The sequence below is a fragment of the Acinetobacter johnsonii genome (assembly GCF_048551975.1).
Lineage (GTDB): Bacteria > Pseudomonadota > Gammaproteobacteria > Pseudomonadales > Moraxellaceae > Acinetobacter > Acinetobacter johnsonii_A.
This window is the reverse complement of record NZ_JBIMCF010000054.1, coordinates 1-4,079: the sequence shown is the minus strand read 5'-3', so window position 1 is coordinate 4,079 and position 4,079 is coordinate 1. Positions and strand designations below refer to the sequence as shown.

Sequence of the window (4,079 nt, the reverse complement as noted above, 5' to 3'; positions counted from 1 at the left end):
ATATCAAACCGTCCGCTAACGAAATTGCAAAAGTGCATATTCTAAAAGCGGACATTTTTACTTTGGAGAAACCGGACATTTCTATTTTGGAGTTACACTCTCGTTTCGCATAACCACCATTATGTTAAATAGAGATGGCTAAAAGATATTTTTCCACCACTGATTGGCTGTTTTCTGTTTTTCTTCGTTTATTATTTTATTAATTTCTGCATCCATTATAGGTTTGAATTTTTTATTTATTTTTTCTAAAACCTGATTGAGATCATCTCGACTCCACACATGAAATAATCCTATTGTAGCTCCCATAGCTTCTATGATCGTTTGATGTACTTCTTCATTGTCATAGCCTTTTAATTTTTTACTCAACATATCAATAACTAAATCAGTCAAATTAGGCTGTAGGTCATTATAAAAATCTATTGTTGTAAGATCTTCTAAATTATCATCTTGTATAGTCCACTTTGGTACTGGTAAGTCAAAACTATCAAAGATAATACTCACTCTTATGATGTCTTTATAGTGCATAATTCTTTGAGTGCCATTGAATCGAATCTCTGTTATTTTTTCATCATCCCATGTTAGCTCTTTAGTCAAATAAGGTTTAGAATTTTCATTATTTTTGTTTTTACGGCTAAAAAGATTAAATAACATTATTTCACCTCTTATTAAAATAAAGTCCATTGAGTAAATGCTTCTAACTCCTCATCAAAAGCATCAACTAATAGATAAGCACTAACTCCGCCAATTGCCCCACCAATGATAACTCCAACAGTAGAACATATAGGCGAGCCTGGGCCACATATCAGACCTGCTGTAGCACCACCAGCAGCACCTCCTGCGATTCCTCCACCAATGGTAATTCCTTGTCTATATGTTTCTTTTTCTTTATTTTCAGCATTGTAAATTTCATAACCTGCATAAGCTATAGATATAACAACTAGAACACGTCCTCCAAATTTCATCCATTTAATTTTAGAATTAAATGATTTATTTGATTTTCCAGAACCTTTTAAAACGCTGTAGTAAACTTTATTTTGATCAGGCACCTTTAATTTTTTGAAGTATGATTGTTTTGCTTTGATTATTTCTTTGATATGTGAGTCTATAGCTGATCGATTTGATTTTAAAGCATTAAATTTATTAGGATCGTTTATTTCCATTGCATAATACTCAAGAATTTGCTCTAAAGTTTTCCCCAAAGCTTTTTCTTTTTGTGAAACAGCTAACCCTATGGCAGAGTTTTTCTTTCGAGTAGCGTCTAAAATTTGATTTCTTAAGTCGGTTGCTTCTAAAGCTGCATTTTTAACAGAAATACTTCCTTTTTTCACAGCTTCAAGATAACCATCACTCATTTTTTTAATTTCACGCATATATGCTGCACGTAAGTTAGCATCATGAATTAAAAAATTATTACCAAAATAAACGGCTGTTCCATTCAAGTTATCAAGAGCAACTTCTAATTCATTTTTGACTTTCACAGGAACTTTGTTTGATTCAGATTTTTGGGTTGTTCCTGTTGTGGATTTTAACGTAAAAGCGGATTTGTTAAATTCACCATTTTCTAATGCAGGGACATGTACTCTCGCAAGCTTTGAATTATTTAAAAATAATTCTACAAAAATTAGATCTAACTTATTGCAATTATAGACTTTTGTGCAACCATTAGAGTCAATTTTACCACCATAATTTTGCTTAGTTGTTGTATTTGCAAAGGTGTAACTTAATTTAGATAAAATATCTTTATTATCACAAAAGACTTTTAAACGAGCCGTATAAGTCATTCATCTTGCTCCGCTACGTCCGCATCATATTTATGTACTATGATGGTATATTTTTCTTCTTTATCATTTGATGTAATTCTTACGATCCCATCTTTAGGAACATCACCTGTACGAACATTTCCTTTAGAATCAATAAGGCTAAAAGTTGTTGCACTTTCTAATAATTCATTACTAATCTTGTGCCTAACATCAAACTCTAAGATATATGCACCATCATGTGGGGTTGGTAAAAATGGAATATCCTTTATGATCTGCTGACCTGATAAAAATTGATGTTGTCCAGCTTTTACTTCAAATTTTCCACCCATTGGGTTCAACCTTTTTAATAAGTTTTATTTTATGGTTTGATTATACAATTCTATTTTTCGAAAACTCCATCACAGCATGACATTAACTGTTGCTATAAACATTGATGATTACATTATTCTTACTGGTGATCATCTACTAACGATAGAGTGCGAGCCGTTTACAGGCTTGCCTGCAAGAACAGTTGTGGATGACTATAAAAAAATTAAGTATTGGAAATATGGTGCAATCACTGTTTCAGGTGATGTTTTACTGATGTATTACTTTCATGAAGTATTAGAGTTTTATGCAAAACAGAATAATTGGGATTTTTTACAGGTAGCTCAAGTAGCTAGAGCTATGTATTTGAATGATGATAAACCTGAACAGCATGCAACAGGAACAGCTTTTTTCTCTATCTCTACATTAGGAAAAGTGGAAATTATTCATCTTTCAATTAAAAAAAATTATATTGAATATGAAACAATTAAACCTATGCATGCTCATTTTTCTTTATTTGAAGGAACACCTGACGATCCAATTTATCAGCTTTTTGTAAACGCTCTACGGAAAATAGATAACTTTGTAAATTTTGAAGATTTTTATAATTATCATACTGAATTGTTAAGGTTTTTTTATACAAGGCAAAAACGTATTGATGATTCTATAACATCATCCTTTGATTTATTTATTCAAAATACAAAAACAGGGCAAGGATTTATGCAAACCATAGAGAATTAATGCTTATCTTTCCTAAAATTAACATAATACGCCTTATACGAAATTAAAAAATGGAGCCTAAAGGTCCATTTTTTAATAACTTTTTAAATTGCTAAGCGCAAATTCAGTGCTTTTACAACTTTAATCACCGTATCAAAACTAGGGTTCACATCACCAGAAAGTGCTTTGTAAAGACTTTCTCGGCCTAGACCTGTATCTCGTGATAATTGAGCCATTCCTTTAGCTTTAGCAATGTTACCTAAAGCTTTAGCAATGAATGCGGCATCACCATTAGATTCTTCGATACATGCTTGTAAGTAAGCCTGCATATCTTCTTCTGTTTTAAGATGCTCAGCACTATCCCATTTGCGAAGTTTAATAGCCATTTATAGCTCCTCCTCTAAATCTTGTGCCAATTGCAGGGCAAGTTTTATATCTTTACTTTGCGTAGACTTATCTCCGCCTGCTAAAAGAATAACAACCCTTTGCCCTTGTTTGCAGTAGTAAATCCTATAGCCTGGTCCAAAAAAGAAACGTAATTCAGAGACACCTTCACCAACTGGTTCAGTATCTCCAAAGTTTCCATCTTCAACCCGATCAATTCGGACTTGTATGCGTCTTTTTGCCTGTTGGTCTTTTAACTTGGTGAACCAGTCATCAAAGACTTCAGTGGTATATATTGAGTACATAAGTAAAATGTATCCTATAGGATACATTTATGCAAGAAATAAACTTGGTTTTGGGGAGCCTGAAACGCTGAATTTCGTATAAGCACCATTATATTAATTTTAGAAAAACTTCAAATGAGCTTACTGCTTAAGCAAGACTCCTGTCTAGCTTCACAATCCAAGTGTCTGACTTACGATTATTGTTTTAGATCCTCAAACATCCTGTTCTATGGAATCATCAAATGATGACTTTAATTTGACGTTTATGCTGATACATTTTTTCATCTGCTTCAATTACTGCCATTCGTAAATTTTTACTTGGTTCACGTGCTGCCAAACCAACAGCAGCATTAATTCCAGCATTTTGTAAGGACTTTAAAAGCCGATTCACCAATTTCTGAGTATTTTCTAAAGTCGTTTCAATATTTAGAATGCCAAACTCATCTCCTCCTAAACGCGCGACTAAATCATTGGAGCGTACATTTTTCTTTAAGATTTGGGCCGTTTTTTGAATCATTTGGTCTCCAGCCGAATGACCAAATTTATCGTTTATAGCTTTTAAGTCATTTAAATCTATCATAATCACTGTGGTTGGATGTCCGTACGTTTTACATCGATCTTCCTC

General features: G+C 32.9%; 7 protein-coding genes. 1 reads left to right on the top strand and 6 read right to left on the bottom strand.

Going from position 1 to position 4,079, the window contains the following annotated elements; genetic code table 11:
• Positions 1–138: 138 nt before the first annotated feature.
• The 3 genes from ACG9ZB_RS16460 to ACG9ZB_RS16450 are packed head-to-tail and all read right to left on the bottom strand — an operon-like array spanning position 139 to position 2,089.
• Positions 139–681 (bottom strand): hypothetical protein, encoded by a 543-nt coding sequence (locus ACG9ZB_RS16460; protein ID WP_419326783.1) that lies wholly within the window; start codon positions 679–681, stop codon positions 139–141.
• Complete coding sequence (locus tag ACG9ZB_RS16455) at positions 666–1,781, bottom strand: hypothetical protein (RefSeq protein ID WP_419326782.1); 1,116 nt, start codon at positions 1,779–1,781, stop codon at positions 666–668. The genes ACG9ZB_RS16460 and ACG9ZB_RS16455 overlap by 16 nt, the downstream gene beginning before the upstream one ends.
• Positions 1,778–2,089 (bottom strand): hypothetical protein, encoded by a 312-nt coding sequence (locus ACG9ZB_RS16450; protein WP_419326781.1) that lies wholly within the window; start codon positions 2,087–2,089, stop codon positions 1,778–1,780. The genes ACG9ZB_RS16455 and ACG9ZB_RS16450 overlap by 4 nt, the downstream gene beginning before the upstream one ends.
• Before the next feature lie 76 nt (positions 2,090–2,165).
• Here ACG9ZB_RS16450 and ACG9ZB_RS16445 point away from each other — a divergent pair, with 76 nt between their 5' ends.
• Positions 2,166–2,807, top strand: a complete 642-nt coding sequence (locus ACG9ZB_RS16445; RefSeq protein ID WP_419326780.1) for a hypothetical protein — start codon at positions 2,166–2,168, stop codon at positions 2,805–2,807.
• 83 nt (positions 2,808–2,890) lie between these two features.
• Here ACG9ZB_RS16445 and ACG9ZB_RS16440 read toward each other — a convergent pair whose 3' ends face one another.
• The 3 genes from ACG9ZB_RS16440 to ACG9ZB_RS16430 form a co-directional block, all read right to left on the bottom strand.
• Positions 2,891–3,172: an addiction module antidote protein gene (locus tag ACG9ZB_RS16440; protein ID WP_067865280.1), complete on the bottom strand. Its 282-nt coding sequence runs from the start codon at positions 3,170–3,172 to the stop codon at positions 2,891–2,893.
• Entirely contained in the window at positions 3,173–3,475 is a 303-nt protein-coding gene (locus tag ACG9ZB_RS16435; protein WP_000286964.1) for a type II toxin-antitoxin system RelE/ParE family toxin, read from the bottom strand.
• A gap of 217 nt (positions 3,476–3,692) precedes the next feature.
• Positions 3,693–4,079, bottom strand: a 387-nt coding sequence (locus ACG9ZB_RS16430; protein WP_419326779.1) for a GGDEF domain-containing protein, incomplete at its 5' end; no start/stop codon positions are given.

Coding starts and splice junctions, on each gene's coding strand:
- ACG9ZB_RS16460 (WP_419326783.1), bottom strand. CDS start 681: ATGGACTTTATTTTAATAAGAGGTGAAATAATGTTATTTAATCTTTTT.
- ACG9ZB_RS16455 (WP_419326782.1), bottom strand. CDS start 1,781: ATGACTTATACGGCTCGTTTAAAAGTCTTTTGTGATAATAAAGATATT.
- ACG9ZB_RS16450 (WP_419326781.1), bottom strand. CDS start 2,089: ATGGGTGGAAAATTTGAAGTAAAAGCTGGACAACATCAATTTTTATCA.
- ACG9ZB_RS16445 (WP_419326780.1), top strand. CDS start 2,166: ATGACATTAACTGTTGCTATAAACATTGATGATTACATTATTCTTACT.
- ACG9ZB_RS16440 (WP_067865280.1), bottom strand. CDS start 3,172: ATGGCTATTAAACTTCGCAAATGGGATAGTGCTGAGCATCTTAAAACA.
- ACG9ZB_RS16435 (WP_000286964.1), bottom strand. CDS start 3,475: ATGTACTCAATATATACCACTGAAGTCTTTGATGACTGGTTCACCAAG.